The sequence below is a fragment of the Streptomyces sp. NPDC088747 genome, from assembly GCF_044751025.1.
In the GTDB taxonomy this organism is placed as follows: Bacteria; Actinomycetota; Actinomycetes; order Streptomycetales; family Streptomycetaceae; genus Streptomyces.
The window spans coordinates 15655-34249 of record NZ_JBIVKZ010000029.1; the positions used below are offsets into that span (position 1 = coordinate 15655).

The 18595-nt window shown below is 69.1% G+C and carries 15 protein-coding genes and 1 CRISPR repeat array; of the genes, 5 read left to right on the plus strand and 10 right to left on the minus strand.

Features of this window, described 5'->3' with window-relative positions:
- Window positions 1-51: 51 nt before the first annotated feature.
- Entirely contained in the window at window positions 52-891 is an 840-nt protein-coding gene (locus tag ACIP79_RS41555) for a helix-turn-helix domain-containing protein (protein ID WP_401232979.1), read from the minus strand.
- Window positions 892-1003: 112 nt separating this feature from the next.
- Here ACIP79_RS41555 and ACIP79_RS41560 point away from each other — a divergent pair, with 112 nt between their 5' ends.
- Window positions 1004-1600: an NADPH-dependent FMN reductase gene (locus ACIP79_RS41560; RefSeq protein ID WP_401232981.1), complete on the plus strand. Its 597-nt coding sequence runs from the start codon at window positions 1004-1006 to the stop codon at window positions 1598-1600.
- 788 nt (window positions 1601-2388) lie between these two features.
- On the opposite strand, the gene ACIP79_RS41565 is transcribed toward ACIP79_RS41560, so the two are convergent.
- From ACIP79_RS41565 to ACIP79_RS41590, 6 genes are all read right to left on the minus strand, one after another.
- Window positions 2389-2649 carry a DUF6207 family protein gene (locus ACIP79_RS41565; protein WP_401232983.1) on the minus strand — a complete coding sequence of 87 codons (261 nt, stop codon included), beginning with the start codon at window positions 2647-2649 and terminating at the stop codon, window positions 2389-2391.
- 461 nt (window positions 2650-3110) lie between these two features.
- A CRISPR array of direct repeats spans window positions 3111-6002; the repeat unit is 29 nt; unit sequence GTGGTCCCCGCGCAGGCGGGGGTGTTCCG.
- A 191-nt stretch (window positions 6003-6193) separates the two neighbouring features.
- On the minus strand, window positions 6194-6883 hold the full coding sequence (locus ACIP79_RS41570; protein ID WP_401232985.1) for an HNH endonuclease family protein: 690 nt from the start codon (window positions 6881-6883) through the stop codon (window positions 6194-6196).
- 101 nt (window positions 6884-6984) lie between these two features.
- Window positions 6985-7581, minus strand: a complete 597-nt coding sequence (locus ACIP79_RS41575) for a DUF6417 family protein (protein ID WP_401232987.1) — start codon at window positions 7579-7581, stop codon at window positions 6985-6987.
- A 79-nt stretch (window positions 7582-7660) separates the two neighbouring features.
- Window positions 7661-8491 (minus strand): hypothetical protein, encoded by an 831-nt coding sequence (locus ACIP79_RS41580; protein WP_401232990.1) that lies wholly within the window; start codon window positions 8489-8491, stop codon window positions 7661-7663.
- The gene (locus tag ACIP79_RS41585; RefSeq protein ID WP_401232993.1) at window positions 8488-9372 is read right to left on the minus strand and encodes an XRE family transcriptional regulator; all 885 of its coding nucleotides are present in this window, start codon (window positions 9370-9372) and stop codon (window positions 8488-8490) included. The genes ACIP79_RS41580 and ACIP79_RS41585 overlap by 4 nt, the downstream gene beginning before the upstream one ends.
- Window positions 9369-9602, minus strand: coding sequence for a hypothetical protein (locus ACIP79_RS41590; RefSeq protein ID WP_401232995.1), 234 nt, complete (start codon window positions 9600-9602; stop codon window positions 9369-9371). Before ACIP79_RS41590 ends, ACIP79_RS41585 begins: the two co-directional genes overlap by 4 nt.
- A 721-nt stretch (window positions 9603-10323) precedes the next feature.
- Between ACIP79_RS41590 and ACIP79_RS41595 the strand changes: the two genes are divergently transcribed.
- Complete coding sequence (locus ACIP79_RS41595) at window positions 10324-10950, plus strand: hypothetical protein (protein WP_401232997.1); 627 nt, start codon at window positions 10324-10326, stop codon at window positions 10948-10950.
- Between the two features lie 303 nt (window positions 10951-11253).
- Here the strand turns inward: ACIP79_RS41595 and ACIP79_RS41600 are convergent, their stop codons facing one another.
- Window positions 11254-11757, minus strand: coding sequence for a hypothetical protein (locus tag ACIP79_RS41600; RefSeq protein WP_401233000.1), 504 nt, complete (start codon window positions 11755-11757; stop codon window positions 11254-11256).
- Window positions 11758-11996: 239 nt separating this feature from the next.
- Between ACIP79_RS41600 and ACIP79_RS41605 the strand changes: the two genes are divergently transcribed.
- Both ACIP79_RS41605 and ACIP79_RS41610 read left to right on the plus strand, forming a co-directional pair.
- Window positions 11997-12782, plus strand: a complete 786-nt coding sequence (locus tag ACIP79_RS41605) for a DUF5995 family protein (protein ID WP_401233003.1) — start codon at window positions 11997-11999, stop codon at window positions 12780-12782.
- 185 nt (window positions 12783-12967) lie between these two features.
- Window positions 12968-13507, plus strand: a complete 540-nt coding sequence (locus ACIP79_RS41610) for a hypothetical protein (RefSeq protein WP_401233005.1) — start codon at window positions 12968-12970, stop codon at window positions 13505-13507.
- Between the two features lie 39 nt (window positions 13508-13546).
- On the opposite strand, the gene ACIP79_RS41615 is transcribed toward ACIP79_RS41610, so the two are convergent.
- Together ACIP79_RS41615 and fxsT are read right to left on the minus strand one after the other, a co-directional pair.
- The gene (locus ACIP79_RS41615; RefSeq protein WP_401233008.1) at window positions 13547-15130 is read right to left on the minus strand and encodes a DUF6119 family protein; all 1584 of its coding nucleotides are present in this window, start codon (window positions 15128-15130) and stop codon (window positions 13547-13549) included.
- Window positions 15131-15579: 449 nt separating this feature from the next.
- Entirely contained in the window at window positions 15580-18183 is a 2604-nt protein-coding gene (fxsT, locus tag ACIP79_RS41620; protein ID WP_401233011.1) for an FxSxx-COOH system tetratricopeptide repeat protein, read from the minus strand.
- A 136-nt stretch (window positions 18184-18319) separates the two neighbouring features.
- On the opposite strand from fxsT, the gene ACIP79_RS41625 reads away from it, so the two are divergent.
- Window positions 18320-18478 (plus strand): hypothetical protein, encoded by a 159-nt coding sequence (locus tag ACIP79_RS41625; protein WP_401233013.1) that lies wholly within the window; start codon window positions 18320-18322, stop codon window positions 18476-18478.
- The last annotated feature ends 117 nt before the right edge of the window (window positions 18479-18595 follow it).

Here is an 18595-nt window from a genome sequence, read left to right on the forward strand (position 1 = left end):
ATGGAGCGGGGTTCTGGCAGGTCGCGCCTTCCCCACAGAAGAGCTGCACCCTCAGGAGATAGTCCGCAGCATGCCGTGCCGGCGCCTGCGGCGGAGTTGCTCGATGGCCTCGGCAGTCTCGTCGTCCGAGGGGTGAAAGACGGTCAACTGCTGTGCGTCAGCGGGGAGTTCGAGTGTCTCTCGCAGCAGCCGGAGCTCGCATCCGGCTGGATGGCTGAGCCGGAGGACTCCGCGTTGCGGAACGACGTGCCGGTTCAGGCGCCGGGTCAGATCGGGGCCGGCAAGGAGTGCGAGTTCCGTGGTGAACCACTCGGAGCTCTCGACGGAGGGGGCGAGCCACAGGTCGAATGCCTGCTCGTCGGCGACATCGTCCCAGTCGACGAAGAAGGTGCGGGCGCGGGGGTCGGAGAAGACGTAGCGGGTGAGGTTCGGGGCTTCGGTGTCGAGCAGTCCGCTGCCGTTCGTCACCGACTGGTACGCGGAGGTGTGGGCGAGGATGTCACCCAGCCGGTTGGTCACCACGGCGATGCCTGGTTCGAGGAGGCGGAGTGTCTGCTGAACGGCGTCTCGCACATGCCGGGGTGGGGGTGCGGGTCGGGTGTGGGCGGTGCATTCTCCGCCTGTGATCCTCGTGAGGTAGCGCAGGTGGGTGCGCTCGGTGGGGGAAAGGCTGAGGGCGTCGGCGAGAGCGTGCACCACCGCCACCGAGGGATTGCGGTCACGGCCCTGCTCGATGCGGGTCAGGTATTCGACACTGATGTCGGCGCGCGCCGCGAGATCCGTGCGGCGTAGCCCCGGTGAGCGGCGGCGGCCTCGATCCGGGAGGCCGAGTGTCTCCGGCTGGACACTATCGCGCATGCTCCGGATGAAGTCTCCCAACGGCGTACCCATGTCTTGAGGATAGGGCGGGCCGGCCCGGTCGCGGGGAGCTCAGGGGGGCCCTGCGGGGGCCAGCCTGAACTCGGCCTGGCTGTGGTCGAGGGCAGACCCGAGGGTGGTGGGCATGGAGAACAACACACACAAGCTGGTGGTCATCGTGGCGAGCGTCCGCGAAGGGCGGTTCGGTCCGGTGGTGGCGTCCTGGTTGGCTGAACAGGCCGACTCGCACGGCGGTTTCGACGTCGATGTCGTCGACCTGGCCAACGTCGAGATCCCGCTGTCCCTGCCCGCGGCATCGCCGAAGTACGCCGGCGACGACTACCCTCGCCCGGCCGGGATGCGGCACCTGACCACCGCACTGGACAGCGCGGACGCGTTCGTCGTGATCACACCCGAGTACAACCACAGCTACCCCGCCTCCGTGAAAGCGGCCATCGACTGGCACTTCACCCAGTGGACGGCCAAGCCTGTCGCCTTCGTCAGCTACGGGGGCGCGGCGGGCGGCCGCCACGCTGTCCTGCACCTAGAGAACGTGCTGACCGAACTGCATGCGGTGACGATCCGCGACGGTCTCGCCTTTCCCAACTACTTCACGGCATGGCAGGACGGCCGTCCGCTCGACCCCGAGGCCCCCGGGTACGCCAAGTCGCTGCTCGATCAGCTGGCCTGGTGGGCGGGTGCGCTCAAGTCGGCACGCGAGGCTGCCCCTTACCCGGCCTGAGTGCGGCGACGATGCACCACGCCTGCGTGGGATGCCACCCCCAGGCTTTGGACAGGTCGGCGCGCACGTGCCGATGAACTCGTCGGCGACCGGCTCGGAGACGTCGGCCGGGGGAAGGGGCCTGCAGACCGCAGATAGCCCACCGCGCGGGGCATGTTCCACCAGATGCCGGTGCTGATGATGCGGGCTCGGGGGACTCGCCCCTTACCGGCGGTGCGACCCGCTCATCCACCGATGCCGCAACCTCTCACCAGGTGAACAGCAACCCCTGCTCGAGCGCCGCGGACGGAACAGTTCGCCGTAGACGGACATCGCCAAGTCCCCGCCCATGAGAGGCGGCGCGTCCGACCGGCGCAACCCATCGAGGAGCGCCCGGTCGCCACACAACGGCGACTTCAACACCTATCGGGCGTTTCATTCCGCCCGCGAGCACGAACGCCTCTCCCCCGCCCCCGACCAGCGCAACTACGGCCTCAGAGCCTGATCAGGAACGTCCCCGCAGAAGAGCCACACCCTCGCGGGATCGATGCAGTCCACGTCAGCCATCGGCCCGGTGACGATCACGACGTCGCCGCTGTCGGCGACAGCGCGCTGCCCCGAACACGACACAGCCCCATCCGGCGTTTCGCCACACCCACTCACAGGAGCGACACGGCCGCCCAAATCCACCGAACGACACCAGTCCTTCACCGGCAAAACGACACCCAGATATCGCCGCAGTGCGGTTTCCCGCTCTACGGGGGGCGAGGCGAAGTACTTACAGTCCTCACCGGCCTTCCGCTACGTCTTCACGATGCGGTCGATGAGCTGGGTGTCAGCCCAGTCTCACCATCCAGGCAGCCGGCATCCATCGGCTGGCGCAGGTCCAGGTAGCAGCGCAGACGCACTCCCGGCTGGCCGGGACTCCGGGTCGTGCGGTCCGCCGTCGCGGTCGCCCATCGCCCGGCGAGGGCTTCCTGCAGCGTGAACGCCGTCGCGTCGTCAGCGGCCGTAATGTCCACCACAGCAAGCCCCCGCTCACTCACGTGTACCTCGTTGATCGGCTCCATACTCGCCAGGACGAGCCCGCCCCCGGCACAAGTTCGCCGAAGGTGGCGACTTCACCCGACCGGGTGTGGTGACGCCCCAGGATCGCTGACCGTCATTGCCCCTCCGTGGTCCTGGCGAGTAGGGGCTGCGGCTGCCCCGCCACCACCAGAATTTGCCGCGCTCGCACCGCACATTCAGCCAGAGAGAGCCCACTCTGCCAGTGGTGCATGACGCCGCTCGCTCCTGCGCGCAGAGTCCACCACATGCCACTGACAACGCCCCGCCAACAACGTTGACCAGCAACGCAACCGAACCCTCGTCACCGGCGGAAGAACCTGGAGACCCGCATACCGGCGCCATACTGCTCCGTGAAGTACTGGCCCTCCCTCACCGGAGTTCTGCCACTATGAATCCCATGGCACCCAAGCAAGTTGACTGTAAAGACACGGCAAAGGCCGCCTGACGTCGCAGGTCAGGAAGCGTGGTCCCCGCGCAGGCGGGGGTGTTCCGGTCACGCTGGCCGTGTGGGACTGGGTGGTCAAGTGGTCCCCGCGCAGGCGGGGGTGTTCCGGAGCTGCGCACGGTGTGGACGAAGGGTCGGTCGTGGTCCCCGCGCAGGCGGGGGTGTTCCGCGGTGTCCGAGTGCGTGGCCCTGCTGACGGCGGTGGTCCCCGCGCAGGCGGGGGTGTTCCGTTTTGTAATCGATCATCGGGTGATGTTGGGGCGTGGTCCCCGCGCAGGCGGGGGTGTTCCGCCGACGGACACGGCGCCGTCCGCGATGCCCGTGGTCCCCGCGCAGGCGGGGGTGTTCCGTACGCCGGACCGAGCGGCGCCGTACCCGAGTAGTGGTCCCCGCGCAGGCGGGGGTGTTCCGACCGGCTTGCCGATGAAGGTGCTGTAGGACGCGTGGTCCCCGCGCAGGCGGGGGTGTTCCGACCACCGGCCGCGCATCCACGTCGGCCAACGTGGGGTCCCCGCGCAGGCGGGGGTGTTCCGAGTTCGACAGCGTGTTCCCGATCGCGGACCTCGAAGTCCCCGCGCAGGCGGGGGTGTTCCGAGTTCGACAGCGTGTTCCCGATCGCGGACCTCGAAGTCCCCGCGCAGGCGGGGGTGTTCCGCACGAATTGACGTCAACCATGGTTTGCGATGTGTGGTCCCCGCGCAGGCGGGGGTGTTCCGCGGGTGCCCTTCGGGATGAGCAGGACGCCGCGGTGGTCCCCGCGCAGGCGGGGGTGCTCCGCCAGCGCGCGAGCAGATCGGCGCAGCGCGGTAGTGGTCCCCGCGCAGGCGGGGGTGTTCCGAGGCGGGCCGAGCCCTTGTGTGAGCCCTGCCAGTGGTCCCCGCGCAGGCGGGGGTGTTCCGGCTCCGCAGGACTGGGAGACCGCCACCTCGCCGTGGTCCCCGCGCAGGCGCGGGTGTTCCGTACGGCGGATATTGCTTCTCGGACGACGCGAAGTGGTCCCCGCGCAGGCGCGGGTGTTCCGCGGGCACCGCTCTCCGTCGCCACACTCACCGCGTGGTCCCCGCGCAGGCGGGGGTGTTCCGAGGGCTGGTCGGCCGAGGTGATGGAGCCGTGGGTGGTTCCAGCGCAGGCGGGGGTGTTCCGTCGCTGACCATCAGGTCGCGGCAGCGGATCTCGTGGTCCCCGCGCAGGCGGGGGTATTCCGACCGCGCGCGCCCGGATCGGTAGGACCGCGGTGGTCCCCGCGCAGGCGGGGGTGTTCCGGTCGCCGACCAGCGCGGCCACCGCAACGAAGCGTGGTCCCCGCGTAGGCGGGGGTGTTCCGGCGGCGGCCGGGTGTAGGGCAGGGGCTGCGTCGTGGTCCCCGCGCAGGCGGGGGTGTTCCGACGACCGCGCAGAGCGCCGGCATCGCGGCCAAGTGGTCCCCGCGCAGGCGGGGGTGTTCCGTCGTCCCGGCGGTGAGTCGTGGCGCCCTGCGGGTGGTCCCCGCGCAGGCGGGGGTGTTCCTGCGCGTCGGTCACGTTCGAGTTGACCAGCGACGTGGTCCCCGCGCAGGCGGGGGTGTTCCGGCGGTCCCCTCATGAGCACCCACCATGTCCTAGTGGTCCCCGCGCAGGCGGGGGTGTTCCGCACCGCATGCCCAGCCGCCTCACCCTCGCCGGGTGGTCCCCGCGCAGGCGGGGGTGTTCCGACGTGCCGCGCCGCGTACGGTCGTCGCCCATGGTGGTCCCCGCGCAGGCGGGGGTATTCCGGTGGTGGTATCCCTTCCGGTGGCGGGGCAGACGTGGTCCCCGCGCAGGCGGGGGTGTTCCGTCCGCGCCCTCGATGCCCCCACGGGTCATGGAGTGGTCCCCGCGCAGGCGGGGGTGTTCCGCACCTCAAGACGTCATCGATCTACCGCGGCAAGTGGTCCCCGCGCAGGCGGGGGTGTTCCGCCCCGCACCAGCACGGTGCGGGGCCCGGAGGAGTGGTCCCCGCGCAGGCGGGGGTGTTCCCCCTCGATACGGTCGATCAGTTGCTGGCGCTCCGTGGTCCCCGCGCAGGCGGGGGTGTTCCGCGGTCCCACTCGCGGCGGGTGACGTTGTAGTAGTGGTCCCCGCGCAGGCGGGGTGTTCCGTCTGCGGGCGGCTGCCAGGTGCGGTTCATCGTGTGGTCCCCGCGCAGGCGGGGGTGTTCCGGTGGCCAGGTTCGCCTCGATCGTCAGCGCGGTGTGGTCCCCGCGCAGGCGGGGGTGTTCCGAATTGCGGATCACGGAGGCAGACCCGCAGCTCGTGGTCCCCGCGCAGGCGGGGGTGTTCCGCTCCAACAGCCCACGCCGCCCGAGTCGGCGCCGTGGTCCCCGCGCAGGCGGGGGTGTTCCGGACGGCCGGCCCCGGGGGTATGTGGGCTCAGCGTGGTCCCCGTGCAGGCGGGGGTGTTTCCGCTGTAGTTGCCGGTGCCGAACGTGGTGCTGCTGTGGTCCCCCCGCAGGCGGGGGTGTTCCGCACCTCTGCACCGCCGACACCGTCTACGTCGCGTGGTCCCCGCGCAGGCGGGGGTGTTCCGCAGCAGCGGCTGCGGCGTGGCATCACTCAGCGGTGGTCCCCGCACAGGCGGGGGTGTTCCGGATGCGTGGACGTCGATCACCGCATCCGGCATGTGGTCCCCGCGCAGGCGGGGGTGTTCCGCGTGCCGGGATGATCTGGTCCACCGTCGCTTCGTGGTCCCCGCGCAGGCGGGGGTGTTCCGAAGGTCACGCCCGAGGCGTACGGCTCCGTCGTGTGGTCCCCGCGCAGGCGGGGGTGTTCCGCGTTCAGGACGGCCGCCACGGTTCGCCGCCGTGTGGTCCCCGCGCAGGCGGGGGTGTTCCGCCGAACTGTGGGAGCGCCTCTGGGAGATGCCGGTGGTCCCCGCGCAGGCGGGAGTGTTCCGTAGCTGGAGATCTCGGCGATAGCGGACGAGTTGAGCAAGGACTTTCGGCACCGAGTGACCAGGGGACGGGCGCTGCCGGGAGGCGCCCGCTCTCCGCCGGTCAGCGTCTTCGGCCCCGGCTGGTCTCCCCCTGTCCAGCCGGAGCTGACGTTGTGCCACCGCGGCCCGCCCCGGCCACAGTGTGGCTGCTGTTACCGGGCGAGGGTGACGGTGATGGGTCCGGCGGGGCAGCGGCTGAGGGTCTCGAAGAGCGCGGCTTCTTCGCTGGGGTCGATGGAGAGTTGCCACCTGGTCTTGTCCGCCACCCAATCGGTGACGTACTGGCAGAGGTAGCCCTCGGCGGGCGGCTGCCAGGTCGCCGGGTCCTGGTCGGCTTTGCTGCGGTTGCTGGCCGCGGAGACGGCGATCAACGCCCTGCTGTCGCCCAGGTCGTTGGCGTACTCCTGCCGTTCGGCGGCGCTCCAGGCGGAGGCTCCGGAGTCCCAGGCTTCGGCGAGCGGAACGAGGTGGTCGACGTCGAGGGCGCGAGCCTCGGTGAAGTACTTGTCGTCGTACGGGGAGTACCAGGATCCGCCGGTCAAGGCGCAGTTCGCACCTTGGGCCGGCGCGTCGACTGCTTCTTCGAGGAGGACTTCTTGCCGGGTGCTGCATCCGTCGCGGTCGGCGTCGGTCCAGTGGCGGAACTTGCTGCGCTCGTACCCGGTGCGGCTCTCGTCGTGGATGGTGAGTGCCTTCAGGGCGTCACGGACGGGGAGGGTCACGGTGTCCCCCGGGGCACCTTCAGCGTGTGGTGCTGCCTGGGCGGTGGCGGTGGGGATGAGTAGCGCGGCCAGTACGGAGAGGGTGACGGCGGCGGGCTGGAGGGTGCGGTTGAGGGGCAAGGCGGGGCCTTTCGAAGATCCGACAGTTCGTGATCTTCGTATCGGGGGCATGAGGCGACCCGCCCGGCGCGCGGGCGTTGTTCACCCGCAGGGGCGGTAAGTCAGATCGTGTCCGGAATGGTCGGCAGAGCCTGGAGGACTCCTTGGGAGGCGGCGCGGTGGAGGACGCCGTACTCGCGGCCGAAGCGGTTGGCTTCCGCCGCGGAGCCGGCCATTCGGTGCAGCCAGAGGCCGTACGCCACCGACTCGATCTGCTGCTGCGTCAGATACAGCAGCCATCGGTTGGTCCTGTGATCACATGAAGCCGTCCGGACTGCCTCGGTCAGCCCGTCAGCGGGCGGTGTCCGGAGCTGGTCGGCGAGGTGCATGAATCGGCGCAGTGCCGTCATCTGCGAGGGAATGAGTTGGACCGGCTGTCTGTCCGGGGCACTTTCACCCGGTGATGGTGCGGGCTGGTCACCGGAGTGGGCGTAGGCGAGGGCGTCGTGACCGCAGGGAGTGAGGCGGGCCGCCCACCGCACGGCGCGGCCTTCGATCGCCGACAATTCGGCGCGGTCCTCCCGGTCGGCCAGTTCTACCAGACCCTGTTTTTCCAGGGTGTTGGCGTTCTCCCGCTGCGGCGGGAGAAGTGCGGTGTCGAGCACCCAGCCGTGCCCGGCCGCCTGCCCACCTTCACTCAGTGTCTCCAGGACGGCCATTGCCTTCGCCCCGCTCCTCATTTGCTCCTCCAGGTCTCTGCGCCTGCGCCTGCCGTAGACGTGGGTGGGGACGTCGCGTTCATCCGCTGGCGCCTTTGACGGCGGCGTTGCGGGTGTGTGCGCTGTTGGTGCGGGTGCTTTGTCTGCGGCTGGGCAGGGCGGGGTTGAAGCCGCGGGTCACGCGGCGGGTCCAGGGCGGTGTGAAGGTGAGGAGGAAGCTGACGCGGTCGGCGAAACGGGGTTCAGGGACAGGGATTTCGACGCCGGGATGGCGGAGCCGGCCGTCGCTGACGGCCTGGGCAACGTAGTTGGTGATGGCGTCGGCGCGGTGGCTGAGCAGGCGGGCGCCGGGTGCGGTGAGGTGGCTGAGGATGCGCAGGACGGTGGGAACGCTGGCGTCGAAGCGCAGGAGGTTCAGGGGTGGGCAGACGCCGGCGACGGGGAAGGTGTCGGATTCGGCGGTCGCCTCGAGGCCGGTCTGGTCGTACCAGAAGGCGGCCGCGTGAGCCTCTCCCCGGGCGTGGTGGTAGAGGGAAAGGCAGTAGGCGGCCGGGGTGTGCCCGGCGCCGGCGGCGTACTGCCACCAGAAACGTGCCCCTTCATCGACACCGGCGAGGTGGAGGGCGCAGCCCAGGAGCCAGGCGCCGGGGGGTTCGGGGAGTTGGTCGGTGAGGAATTCCAGGGTGCCGGGGGTGACGGTGGTGACGACGACTTCGCAGAGGTGGTCGAGGTTTTGGGTGGCGGCGTTGTCGTCGTTCGGCTCCTCGGGCACGAGGGCGGCTGTGGTGGGGGTGAGTTCGAGGTAGGGGCAGTCTTCGTAGGCGATGGTGTCGGCGGGGACGCGGGGGTGGTGGTGGAGGCGGGCGCGGGCGAGGAGGGCGTCGATGGAGGGCATGGCGGCTGGGTTCACTCCCGGAGGCTGGGTTGGAGCAGGCGTTCGAGGGTGGCGCGGGCGTGGTGGTCGACGGCGTGGGCGAGGGCGGGGCTCAGGCCCAGGACGTCGGGGATCTCCGTGTGGGGCATGTCGCACAGGTAGTGCAGGACCGCGACGTCCATCTGGTCGTGCGGGAGGCGGCTGATGGCGTCGAAGAGGTCGACGAGTTCGCTGATGGCGACGAAGTTGCCCGGTGATGCGTCGTGGATTTCGGCGGTGGAGAAGACGGCGGCGCGCAGGTCGGGGTGGCCGTCGTGCTGGCGGTGGGCGCGGGCCATGACGCGTTCGCGCAGCAGCAGCCAGGCGTAGCGGCGGATGTTCTCGCTGGTGGCGGCTTCGCTCCAGCACAGCCAGAGGATGTCGAAGGTTTCGGTGACGACCCAGCGGGCGCGGTGGTCGGTGAGGAGGAAGGCGCGTGCGTAGGCGGTGTAGGCGTCGGTGACGGCCTCGGTGAATGCCTTGTGGGCCAGGGGTGGGGGTTCGGGCTGGAGGGCGACTTGCTGTATGCAGTGCTCGATCCAGCCGGGTTCTTTCTGTGCTTCGCGGGCGGCGGCGGTCCACAGTCGGCGCATTGGCTGGACGGGCAGGCCCAGGGCGCGGATCACGCTGAAGGTGATCTCCCAGGCGGGGTAGTAGCCGTTGCCGCGCAGGAGTTCGCTGATGCGGGTCTTTGAGTAGCCGGAGCGGTCGACGAGGTCGTTGAGGGTCAGACCGCTGGAGAGGAGGAAGCCGCGGACCGGTTCCAGCCAGGCCCGGTGTGAGGGGCCTGCGGTGTCGGCGATCGGGGCCGGCTTGCGGCCCCGGCGGCTCTGGGTATCTGGTGGGGGCGGTTGGTCGGCATCAGGGGACCAGATCATCGGGGCGGCTCCTGACGGCCGGCGGCAGTGGAACCGGCAGGCGGGTGGGAGCCGTCGGGCGGGCTGGGGCCGTCGGGCGCGGTCAGGGCCTGGACGAGCTGCTGCACGAGCAGGCCCAGGGACGGGAGCAGAGCGGCCACGGCCGCGACGTGTCCCAGCACGGTCATCACCGTGCTCCACGTGAGGACCGTCGCCGCGACGGCAACGGTCACCACCTTCTTACTCGACATCGCACTCGGTTTCTGTGAGCGGTTCATACACCAACAGCTCTTCCTGGCCTCGGTGCTGAAGCGCTGTCAGGAGAGCGACGACAGCATTGCGTGTCCGCCTCATGACACGCCACGTGATCATGGAGTTACGGAACAATGCCCCTGGGGGCGCCGGGTCCCGCTACCCCTCGCCACCCTCGGCAGAGGGCAGGACAGCAGATGATTCAACCCTTTGAGGGGGGAACGTCACTTCTGCCCACACCCAGGCCCTGATACCCCATCATGGGAAGCCAAGGCGCCACTCGACGCCGCACTGTGCCGTGCGGTCCCCCTGTGCTGAAGAGAGACCCCAAGAGGGGGCCGCACGGCATCCCCGCACACCTGCCATGCACGTTCGGCATGAGCAGCGGTGCACTCCCTCCCCCGTCCGTTGACCGTCGTGGCCCTCGCAGTGCCCGTCGTGGAGCCGGGCCTCCACTCCTGGACCTGCAGGCGGCACTCCAGTCTGGGCCGCGGTTCCCGGGCCGGGGCTTCCCTGGGGCCGGGCGGACTGCGCGGCTGCACAACGCACGGGAACGGAGGGCCGGTTGGGTTCTCGTACAGGATGCTGCCGCCTGCGCCTCGGCCGGGCAAAAGAGCCTCCTGGCTCTGCCGCGGGTACAACATGTGCAGATCATGGCCTGAATGATGCGAGTACCATCCAGCTCCAGCACCACACGATGCAGGAGACAAGGGAGCTGTCATGTCCGACGCCGCAGCGACGAGCACCGAACTCAAAGCACAGTACGCCGCCAAGGTGACCGCAGATCTTGAGGTCAACGCCAAGGAGCAGGAACGTATCGGCGCCGAAGTCGCCGCACTCCAGGCACAGTTGGCTACCCTGCAGAATGACCAGGTACTGCTGGCAAACCTGCAGCAGACACTGGGTGGGGAAAGCCTGACAGCAGCCGGCGCGGAACCCCAGGAGAGCGCCACGGCTGCCTCCTCGGTACCGCGACAGGCTCCGGCCAGGAAGCCCAGGGCGGCCAAGCCGGGGAAAGCCGCTGCCACGAAGCGGGTGGAAACGGCGGCCAAGAATGGCACGAAGACACCCACAGCCGCGGTGAAGCAGCCCACCCTCGTGGAACTCATCGGCAGCCGCCTCGGCCAGCAGCCCGAGCCGCACTCCGCCGCGGAGATCACCACCGCGCTCGCTCAAGCCCATCCCGACCGGGACATCAAGCCCAAGGTCGTGCGCGTCACCCTGGAAGGACTCGTCGCCAAGGGACTGGCAAACCGCACCAAGCAGGGCAGCTCCGTCTTCTACAGCACGTCCACCACCCCTACGGCCGGCACCCCGGCAGAGCAGAAGGACCCGGCCACCGCCTGACGAAGCAGGCACATGGACGTACCAGCCAGGCACTCGTGCGCCGGACGACATCAGCAGCCAACTCCCTCTCCGTGCACCACCGCACCGGCAGGACAGCGCCCTGCATCCACCGGGTCGATCCGCGGCCGGACGCCTCCTCGAGGACCTCTTCGCCGACGGCCTGGCGCATCGTGGGAGGCCGCGTCGGTGGCCGGTAGACCGCCGGAAGCCGATACAGGGTGGACGGGCCGGGGCGCGGGAGGCGTGCACGTGCCCTCAAGTCGGTGGTCTTCCGCTCCGCCGATCAGGACCTGGTCACCGCGCCTACTCTGAGCGCGATTCGCGCGGCATCTTCTGCGCCTGGGTGTGGTCGCTGGTGCGCACGACGTCCGTGTCGGCTTGGAGCGCGGGCCATGCCAGCAGGAGGTAGTCCTCCACGGGTTCGATGCTGACCTTGTCCCGGAGGATGTTCCGGCCCCGTGCGTGGACACGGAGCCGGTACCAGCCGGGCCCTGCTGGGCTGAGAGGCGCGAGTCCCTCTACCCGGCCTTGCTCGAGGGACTCGACCTGGAGGCGGCCCGCGGGGGCGTGCACGCTGGCTTCTACGATCTCTTCCCAGATGTCGTCCGCGGGCCCGGGCGGCGGACCGGTCACAGAGACCGCGGCCACGCGGATCGTGCCGGTGTGAATGCCGGTGACGACGAGAACTCCGTGAGACATGGGCACGGCAAGCCCGTTGCTCCAGTCGGCCGTTTCCACCGGAATCTCTCCGGCGTCGAGAACACCGAAACTGCCCTCGGGGACGTACACGTGGTGCGCGGTGGCCATGCCCCTCCCAGATCGCACTCATCGCTGCGCGGAAAGCCTGCCACGAGAACTGCTCGGAGCAGCTGTTCCCCGGCCTGCTGCTCCAAGGGCGGCGCGGTATCGGGCCGCCCTCGGAGCGCCCGGTTCCTGCAAAGCGGGAACCCACCCCGATGTGCGGTGGTAGGACAGGGCTGTCATCGGTACGGCGGACAGCAGCCGGAGTGCGGGCCGGACGAGGGGACGCGACAGGGGAGTTGGGCATGGTGGCAGAGAGCATCGACGACGTGGTGGACGGTCTTGCCGGTATCGTGAGGGAGGCGAGCCGAGCCGGTGACCGGGTCGGGTACTTCGCGGCGCTGTACCGACAAGTGACCGTAGAGGTCCGCACGGCGATTCACGGCGGGCTGTTCGACGACGGCGCCCGAATGGACCGTTTCGACACACACTTCGGCAACCGCTACTTCGACGCGTACGACGCCTGGCGCCGCGACCGGAGCGGGCCACGTTGCTGGCGCGAGACGTTCGGGCTGCTCGATGGCGTTGACACCATCATCGTCCAGCATCTGCTGCTCGGCGTGAACGCGCACATCAACCTCGACCTCGCCATCGCCGCCGCGCGGACCAGCCCGGCCGAGGACATCCACGCATTACGACGCGACTTTCGGCTGATCAACGACATCCTGGGGCGAGTGGTCCTGGCGGTACAGGACTCGGTCGACGCCCTGTCGCCCCTTATGTCGCTGCTGGACAAGGTCGGAGGCCGCACCGACGAGCAGATCCTCGACTTTAGTGTCCGCCAGTCCCGCGAGGAGGCGTGGTACAACGCAGTCCTGCTCGCCGGCCAGAACGAGGAAGAGCGCGCGGCCACCATCGAGCGGCTCGACATCCGGGCCACCGTGCTCGCACGCCTGATCACGCGACCCGGCCCCCTTGTCCAGCCGGCCCTGCACCTGATCCGGAACACCGAGAGTAATGACGTACCGGCCGTCATCACCCATCTGGATGACGCCATGGAGGACCCCTCCGCCCGGCAGCCGACGGGGTGAGGGCCACTCCACCCAGGTCAGGGCAGTACCCTCCCCCGGCGCTTCATACAGGTCACCGTGGTCGACAGCAGGCGGAGAAGGAAGCACACGGGCTGAGCCGGGATGCCACCCAGCTCAAACTGCGTCTGAATGACCCCGAATTCATCCGGGCCCAGAAGAAGGTCGTCGAGGCGGCGAACGGCACGATGGAAGCGGCGCAGGCTGCCCGGGACGCCTCCAAGACCGCGCACGACGTCCGCCGCAAGGACGTCACCGGCCGCTGGTCGCAGTTCCTCCTCGACCGGCTGCGGCAGATCAACCCGGCCGTGGAAACCGCCTCTGTTGATCCGCATGACTTCACCATCCGGGCCAAGGAACGCGGCGAACCCGTCAGGACGTTCACGGACATCTCCGTAGGGGGCAGCCCGAGGGCCGCTGCCAACGTCGCGCTGCTGCTGTCTCTGCGCGACCTCGGCCGGGCGGACCCGACGGTCCGGGTTCCGCCGCTGCTGGTCATCGACTCACCGCTCGCCGGTCTGGGCTCCACCGAGCTGGACCAGGAAACCAGTGTGCGTCTGATCGACACGCTCACCTCCGTCGCCGCCGCCCCCTCGCCCGACGGCTACGCCTACCAGATCATCGCCGCGACCAATGATCCGCTCCCCCGCACCTATGCCGGCGTGCGGGAGTTCCACATCAGCGACGAACAGAGCTTCTTCGACCACGCCCCAGTGCACGCCGGTTGAGTGTGGTGCGGCATGTATGTCGCAAAAATCCGCCTTGATTCAGCGGCGGATGGCGACAACTTCGACCTCGGCGTTCATCGCGCGCAGCCGTCTGACCGCTTGGAGCAGGGAGACCTGAGCGAAGGCGAAGAGTGAGTCGATACGGATGTCCTGGCCGTCCTTGAGGAGAATCCCGAAGACCACCCGGAGTGTGCCGAAGTCGTCGAGCAGACGGTGGTCGGGTGTGTGCGCGGCCACCTGGGCAAGGAATTTGGTCCGTACGTCGATGTCGCTGCGCAGTGTCTCGACGGCGACCAGGCCCTGGGCGAAGAGGTGGTTGAGGGGGGCGGTGCTGACGGGTGCTTTCTTGACGCAGATCAGCTGGTTTTCGGGGCCCAGGACGTCGCAGATTTCCAGTCCTCCCCCCTTGAACTTCTCGGTGACGACGGCCTTCTTGTCGAACAGGAGGTACCCGTCGGGCTCTGCCGCCTGGTGGTTGAACCAGTCCTCGTCGTGAGAGTCGTGGCCCTGGGAGTTGGGCGCGCCCTTGGGCCACGGCGGCAGGGTGACGGTCTGCGGCTGGGTGAAAAGGGCGGTGAGTTCTTCCTCCAGGGTCTCCAGGAAGCCGGCCCCGACCTCGAACCATTTGCCGTTGCCGTAGAAGAGGCGGTCGGTGCCCAGCGTGATGTCGGCGATGAGCCACTCTTTGCCGTTCGTGGTAACGCCAGCCGGTGTCCGGCAGTCGTCGTCACTGAACATAGTGACGCGTACGTCGGAGAGTGCCTTGAGACGCTCTCCTTCGGGCTTGTCCTGGACGAACTGCAGCAGGTGGTGCAGTTCGAGCTCGTGGGTCTCCATCGTGCGGGCGCCTCGTCTGGCGCGGAATGCCTGGGCGGAGCTGTAGCTTTCCTGGCATGAGTCGGGGATCCCGATGGTCAGTCGGGGACTGTCCGGATCCGCGAGGTGTGTTTCCAGGAGCTTTTGGGCTTGAACGGCTTTGTGGCTGCGGTTATCGAGGGCGTGGACCCTGCTGACAAAACGCAGTTGCGGCAGCGGATCCGGCTTTGCGCACACGTCTTCGATCGCCGTGAGGTCGCTCAGGAACTGGTCCACGGTGATGGCCAGCGGGAGTTTGATGGTGGCCTGTCCGCATTCGACGCGGACCTGCCGTGCGTTGCCGGTCTCCAGGGAGGTCAGCGACAGCCCGCTGACGGTGCCGCAGATCCGGCGGACGACGGCGCCGAAACGGTCCAGGCCGAAGTCGTCGATCCGCTCGCCCCGCGACACGGAGTACTCGTCCACCCGGCCTCTGCCGTCCATGATCTGGTTGCGGATTTTGATGACCCCGTCGTCGTCGAGACAGCGGGTCGCGAACTCCAGCCCGAACTCGTCGTCGCGGAAGTAGGGATCCAGCATGTGCTGCCCCACCCCATAACTCAGCGCGTAAGCGCCTCGGCCGGTGCGCATGATGATGAGTCCCGCCGCAGCACGGTTGCGTTCGCTGACGTCCAGTCCGGTGATCGATTCCGCCGCGCTGCACCAATCGGCTCGCTCCCGGGGAACGCCTCCAGTAATCAGCAGGCCTTCCATTCCCGGGCGGGTGAACTCCCTGGCCTGGTAGTCCTCACTGTCGAGGTATCTCACGCGGACGAATGTGCGCAGTTCCCACGTCGTGCCTTCGGGAGGGTTGAGCCGGTGGAGGGTGGATTTACGGGTGGCGGATCGGGATGTGCGGCTTCTTCCCACGACGACCTCCACACGCGCGAATCTTGAGGACATCACGAAAGCAGATGACATGCGTCTACACCATCGAACACATGTCTCCGACCAGGAGGAATTCCGGCAGCAGGAATCTTTCAGCCGCTGCCGCACCGCGCCTCAATGCGGTGGCGCAGGAGCAACTGGCCCAGTGGTGCCATGTGCCGCCGGGGCATTCTGGCGCGGGCGCTGCCGTCTTTGGCACAGGGCCGGCAGTGCTGGCCGGGTGCGGCACGGGCGGGCGGGGTCGCCGGAGTGAGGGCCAGTCGTGTCGGCTGCCAGCTGTGCGCAGCCCGGCGCGGCGGTGAGTGACGGTCGGGTTCCCCAGGGCCGGTTCAGGGTAGCGGTGCCTGCGTGGAGTCGTGGCTCCAAACGGTGAGCGTGTCGGGATGGTCGGGGCCGAGCACCTGCAATATGTCGGTCAGCAGGGTTCCGGCGGTGGTCTGGTCACCCGGGTAGTCGCTCCAGTAGGCGATCTGATGACGGTTGGTGCGGGTGTGCGGGTGGTCGGGGCCGAGTACCCGCAGTCGGTCGGTCAGGAGTGCCTCGAACGCCGTAACCGCACCGTCTGGGTCACCTGCCATCGCGGTCCAATAGGCCAGGCTGCCTCGGGTGATCATTGTGTGGGGGTGGTCGGGACCCAGCACTCGGAGGCGGTCGGCGTAGACCTCTCGCAGGGCGGCCAGTGCGTGGGAGGGATCCCCGGCTGCGCCCTGCCACCAGGCGAGGTTGTTCCGGGTGGTCAGGGTGCGTGGGTGGTCGGGGCCCAGCACCCGCACGAGGTCGGGGAGGAGGGACCTGAACGCATCGACGGCGCCGCTGGGGTCACCGGCGAGCCCTTGCCACCAGGCCAGGTCGTTCCTGGTGATCATCGAGTGCGGGTGGTCGGGCCCCAGTACCCGCTGCCGGTCACCGAGCAATACGCGCAGCGCCGCAGCCGCCCCAGCCGGGTTACCCGCCTTTCCTCGCCACCAGGCCAGGTCATTGCGGGTGGTGAGCGTGTCGGGGTGATCGGGTCCTAGCAGCCGCACCATGTCGTGCAGCAGGGCGTCGAACGCGATCGCCGCCCCGGCGGGGTCACCGGACTCGCCCTGCCAGTAGGCCAGGTTGTGCCGGGTGGTGAGGGTGTCAAGGTGGTCGGGCCCCAGTATCCGCAGCCGGTCCGCCAGCAGGGCTTCGGTGGCGGCGAAAGCGCCGGAGGCGTCCCCGGCCTCGCCTCGCCAGCGTGCGTGGCCGGCGCGGACGGCGAGGGTGTGGGAGTGCTCGGCGCCGAGCCGCTGCGCTGCCGTGGAGCCCAGGTCGCCGTAGTAGGCGGCGGCCGCCGAGACCAGACCAGACTCGCCCAGACTGTTGCCAGCGGTGAACAGGACGCGGTGAGCGCCTGTTTTGGTGTTCCACAGGGCCAGGCCTGCAACAGCGTGCAGGGCCGCTGTGTTGGCCCGCAGCACCTGCCCGCGGGAAGGGTCGCACTCGATGTCCGGCCAGATCGACACCAGGGCGTCGGCCACGGTCGTCGCCAGCGCGTTGGCGTGTTCCGGGTGCGCAGACTCGCGGACCGCACGCTGGATCAGGGCGTGCACCCGGATGGTCGGGTCGACCGGATTGAGCGTGAGCAGGCTGAGACGGTGCAGGCTGTGCAGGACGTCGCACACATCGTCGGCTTCGACAGGCTCCTGGGAATTGCGGCGGCCGCGGAGGTAAGCGATGACCACGCTCGTGGTGAGTAGCTCGGCGGGGATCGCGTTGGGGTCGAGCAGTGCTGCCAACTCCAGGACGGGGCGGCCCAACCCTCGCGGGGTCAAGGTGTCGGCGTGGTCGATGGACAGCGACCACGTGGCCGCGACGGTGGCTCGATGCTCATCCGGCAGAGCTTCGGGCTCGGGGGTGAGGTCCGCCAGGCGCCTGCGGACGTCGTTCAGGCGGCGCCGGTACTCGGCGCAGGACAAGCCCCGATCGAGGATGTAGGCACCTGCCTGGGCCAATGCCAGCGGCAGGTGTCCGAGATCCTCGGCCAATTGGTCGTCATCGGTGAGCAGATTGCCGTCGCCGCCTAGCCGGGCGCTCAGGTAGGCCGTTGACTGCCCGGGGGTGAAGAGGCCGACCTCCACGAGGTACCGCCCGCTCGACAAGGCAGCGTCACGGCGGCGGGTGGTGACCACCGCCCGGCCGGAGGGGACCGTGGGAGGCCAGAGCCCGTTGAGGTCCGCAGGGTTCTGCAGGTCGTCCAGCACGATCAGCCACCGTCGGCGATGCGGTTCGGACAGCCAGGCCAGGAAGCGCGCCGCGCCCTGCTCAGGGTCGTCGTCCTGCAGTCCAGTGATGTCAGCAGCGGCCTGCGCGTAGGCGATGACCACGGCGTCGCGGGACGCAGCGGTCACCCACATCAGCAGGTCGACTTGCCCTGCCCGCCACGTGCGGTGAGCGAGGGCTGTGGCGAGCTGCGTCTTCCCGACGCCCCCCATCCCCGACAACAACACCTGCCACACCACGGCGGTGCCGCTGCCGGTAGCCATGAACGCGTCGAGGTCGCGGTCAGCGGGGCGCTCCTGGCGACAGTCGGCCAGCAGAGGCAGCACTCCCACCTGGTGGGGCCACGGTTGCGGCCAGTGCGGTGTGCCGGTAATGGCCTCACCTCGGCGCGGTGCGGCCGAGATTCGGTGTGTGCCCCCTGAGCGGTGGCTGTCGGCGTAGCGGTGACGCCACGTTTCGAGGTGGACTTCCTGGGGGTCGAGGGCGATGGAGGGACGGCGGGTGCGGGCATGCCGGGCACAGGCCCGGACGAACGCCTCCACCGTGTCGAGTCGTGTGGGTCTGCCGTTCAGCAGGTTGCCGAAGGTGGACCTCGACGTCGCTGATCCTTCGGCTTGAGCGTGCCGGGCGAGGGTCTCCAGCGATGGGGACCCGACCAGAGCGTGCAGCCGCTTCAAATCGTCGAGCATCCGTCTTCCCCCCGGGAGGCGGTCGCGCGATTGAGAGGTCGTTGAGTGTCCAGCGTCCAAATTTCTACGTTAGTCGAAAGTGACCGCTCCGACGCTCACCGTAAAGGCATCGGTTCCCTGAGCGAAGGAGCTCGCGATGTCGTTCACGACGATTACTGCCTGGACAGAGTCCTTCTGGATGGCGCTTCCGCAGGTCACGACGCTACTGGAGTTCGTGACCGCGGCCGCCGACTTTTACGTGTCGTGCTCACTGGCGCACCGGCGGTTGCGGCGGCGGCCGCGCCGCGACCGGTGAGGCCAATGACGTGGGTGAGGGCCAGCAGCAGCACGGTCCCGGATGCGTGCCCACAGGCTGGGCGGTCCGCTCGCCACAGACAAAACGCAGGCTGCTCAAGAGCGTTGGCGGCGGATT